The sequence below is a fragment of the Dysgonomonas termitidis genome (genome assembly GCF_042654545.1).
Taxonomy (GTDB): Bacteria; Bacteroidota; Bacteroidia; order Bacteroidales; family Dysgonomonadaceae; genus Dysgonomonas; species Dysgonomonas termitidis.
On record NZ_JBHSGN010000081.1, the window covers coordinates 1 to 3337 of the forward strand.

General features: G+C 47.5%; 5 protein-coding genes. All 5 read left to right on the plus strand.

Annotation, left to right across the window (positions count from 1 at the left end):
• Nucleotides 1-804, plus strand: an 804-nt coding sequence (locus tag ACFO6W_RS14295) for a site-specific integrase (protein ID WP_379997550.1), incomplete at its 5' end; no start/stop codon positions are given.
• 22 nt (nucleotides 805-826) lie between these two features.
• Nucleotides 827-1735, plus strand: a complete 909-nt coding sequence (locus ACFO6W_RS14300) for a hypothetical protein (protein ID WP_379997552.1) — start codon at nucleotides 827-829, stop codon at nucleotides 1733-1735.
• Nucleotides 1736-1872: 137 nt separating this feature from the next.
• Nucleotides 1873-2217 carry a helix-turn-helix transcriptional regulator gene (locus tag ACFO6W_RS14305; RefSeq protein WP_379997554.1) on the plus strand — a complete coding sequence of 115 codons (345 nt, stop codon included), beginning with the start codon at nucleotides 1873-1875 and terminating at the stop codon, nucleotides 2215-2217.
• A gap of 249 nt (nucleotides 2218-2466) precedes the next feature.
• A complete protein-coding gene (locus tag ACFO6W_RS14310; RefSeq protein ID WP_379997556.1) occupies nucleotides 2467-2766 on the plus strand; it encodes a helix-turn-helix domain-containing protein in 300 nt (99 codons plus the stop codon).
• Nucleotides 2767-2772: 6 nt separating this feature from the next.
• Nucleotides 2773-3337: hypothetical protein (locus tag ACFO6W_RS14315; RefSeq protein WP_379997558.1), on the plus strand; the 565-nt coding region annotated here is incomplete at its 3' end.

Here is a 3337-nt window from a genome sequence, read left to right on the forward strand (position 1 = left end):
ATCCTTTATAAGGGTGACGGGCTAACCTTCAGGTCAGTTACCAGGGAGTATTGCTGCGGTTTCAGTGAATACCTGCTGACAGCGGAGAACCTTTCCAGCCGCAGGGGCATTGCGGCTAGCGCTAAAGGCAGCCTGTTATCCAAAGGCAGCCGTTACGGTTACAGCCGCGCCTTATCCATTGTATTGAACTGTGCGGTACAGGATGGTATCATTCCCGATAACCCGATGAAGAAGCTGACCCGCTTCGAGCGTCCCAAACGTCCGGAAAGCGACAGGGAATACTTAGGCCTGGAAGAAATCAGGGCGCTGGTAAAGACCGAATGTGTCAAACCACTGGTAAAGTCAGCCTTCCTGTTCAGTTGTTTCAGCGGGTTGCGCTTCTCGGATGTCAAGGCCCTGAGATGGGACGATATCCAGACCGACCATGAAGGCCGGAAGCAGATCTGCTTTACCCAGCAGAAGACAAAGAAAAAAGAATACCTGCAGGTATCGGACGAGGCTTTGAAGTTCCTGCCGGAAAGGGGAGCCGCTATGGGAGAAGATATCATCTACCCGTTATCATCCAGCGGTTTTACGAACCAGGCCCTTAAAAGCTGGGTATTGGCGGCAGGGATAAAGAAGCGCGTGACATTCCATGTTGCCAGGCACACAAACGCTACCCTTTTGCTGTCCCTGGGTGTACCTATCGAGACAGTGAGCAAGCTATTAGGGCATGCCGATATGAAGACGACACAGATATATGCCAAAGTGATAGATAAGAATAAGCGTGAAGCAGTCAGTAAGCTGGATGGGCTGACGGACTAGGATACTGTTTAAATTCTAATATATGGATAAGGATAAAAAACCGGGAGCGGGATTTGAGACAGGGGGACTGATCGAACGTATTTCAGGCAGTACCCTGTCCTCAGCCTGGAAGAACGGCAAGGCGGGACAGTTCAAAGATGTGGAGGACAACTGCTGTTACAGGTTCCTGGAAACAGACGAACACTATATGGCATATAAGGAAGAAGCCGGACAACCACATATGCTGCCTGTAGTCATATGCGGCTTTTGTGCTTACCTCATAAAGAAGTGGGGAAAAGATACCCTAGCCATTTACAACGGATACATGGATATGCGGCTGGGTGAATACAGGGAACGGCACAGGAACGATGCTGACTTACCGTTCAGGAACCTTGAGGAAGAATTTTACTTCCGGCACAGGATAGATGAAGAAGAACTGTTCAGGCAGTCGCAGGGGTTGTTTGAATACCTGAGCGATAACGAAGCGGAGATAATCAGGTCATATACGGATAATTATTTCAGGTATATAGAAACTAAAACACCCATTAGGGTAAAAGAAACACAAAAGCAGGATAGGAATAATATAAGCCACCCGCCCTGTTTCAGCCGCACTTTTACCGCTACGGAACTGGAGCAGTTATACACAGGTCTGGTGAAAGGCGAATTTATATCCGCAGGAACGTCTTACAGCCATTTTTGTTCTGTTTTCGGGGGTACACCTATACCCGGAGACGAAACACCGTTCAGTCCGTTGCAATGGATGGGAACGGTCAAGGAACTGCATTACTTTATATCCCGGCATTTCCCAAAGGAAATAAACCAATGGTTAAAAGCGGCACAGTGCTTTACAAAGGACAATAAGCCCATCAATAAAAAAAGCCTGAGCACGGCAATGGATAAATACGACAATCCACCGGAAAGCAGTGCAGTCATAGACAGGTTGCTAAGTTAAACAGTTGATACATAAAGGCGGCAGGGCGGTAGTCAGGGGGAAGCAACCTGATACCGCCCGTTTTGTTTTTCCATGCGTCCTATCTTTGCCTTTGTTAACCGGACGGGAGAGTGTAAGCCCCTCGGGTTGGCAAAGGCATGCAGGGGAAGCCTTACACCTGTCCCCGTGCAGCCAATACCGAAAAAGATAAAAAGGACATGGAAGAACAGCTATTGAACGAGTTGCAGAAAATCAGGGAACTGACCTTACTGGGAATCAAAAAGGCGTTGACGATGACAGACGCCAGCCTGCTGACCGGATTGAGCAAAAGCCACCTGTATAAACTGGTATGCGCGAAGAAAATCCCCTATTACAAATCCCAGGGGGGCAAACTGACCTATTTCGACAGGCAGGAGCTGGAGGCCTGGATGCTGTCCAGCCGTATTAAAACCAATGCCGAACTGGAGCAGGAAGCTGCCGACTTCCTGGTGGCAGGCAGGTGAACCACGCCGGAAACATCCGGCAGAAATAACATACAACATACAACTTACTACCGGACAAAACAGGTTAAAAACCCTCTGTCAAAACCATTTTAACAGTTAAACTTTTATAATAATCCCCTGGCTTCCGCCTATGGGCATACAGTCCCATATTCAGCCACATAAACACATATAACTAACTGGTTTTAACAGTTTTGCATATCTTGTTTTTGTCCGGTAAATTGCTATTCCAAATTAAAAAAACAGAACGTAATGGATACTATACTAAGCCTGAAAGAATATGCCGAAAGGACTGATATCCCGGAAGAGGAACTGACCGGGAAATCCAGGAAGCAAGTCCTTGCCGTAGCCCGCTTTATCTATTGGTTTTACCTCAACAAGTCCGATCCTGTCCGCTGGTCGAGCGTGAAGATAGCGGAAATATTCGGCAGGGAACATCCCGCCATCCTCCACGGGATAAAGCAGGTGAAGAACTTCATTGATACGAACGACTCCATCATCGAACCTTACAGGAAGGATTTTATTGAACCTTTTTTGAACCGGGAGCAGTAAAAGGCCATGCCGAAAATCAAAACGCCAGCCGGCGGTATCACCACAACAAGCACATACGGGGAGGGGGATATGTATTCCCTGGTCAACCTCCGCCCCAAGAACGGGGCATTACATCCTGTACCGCCCCGTAAGGTAATGCAGGAACTATCCCAAAAGTATGACATCATTTTTCTGCACCAGAATAACAGCTATAAGAACTGGATCGGGGTTATTAATGATAATAACCATTCATCCGTCTATTGGGATATATTAAGCGATCAGCCCAAAACTATCCAATCATACATACAAGGCAGGATTCATAGTGTACAGCAGACAGGCAATACGGTTTCGCTTATTACAAGTGATAATATCTACTACCTGTTCTACCGAAATGGCAACTATACTTTCATCGGGGAACTGCCGCAAGTGCCGCCCATCGGGTTAAGGACATCCGACCGGATGGCTCATGCCGAATTATTCTATGACAACGAATATGAGCCGGGCAGCGTAAGGCCGGAAGATTTTACAGACGCAACCAAAGGGCTTGTCAACGTAGCGGTCAACAAGCTGAATGAAGAATACGGACTGCACC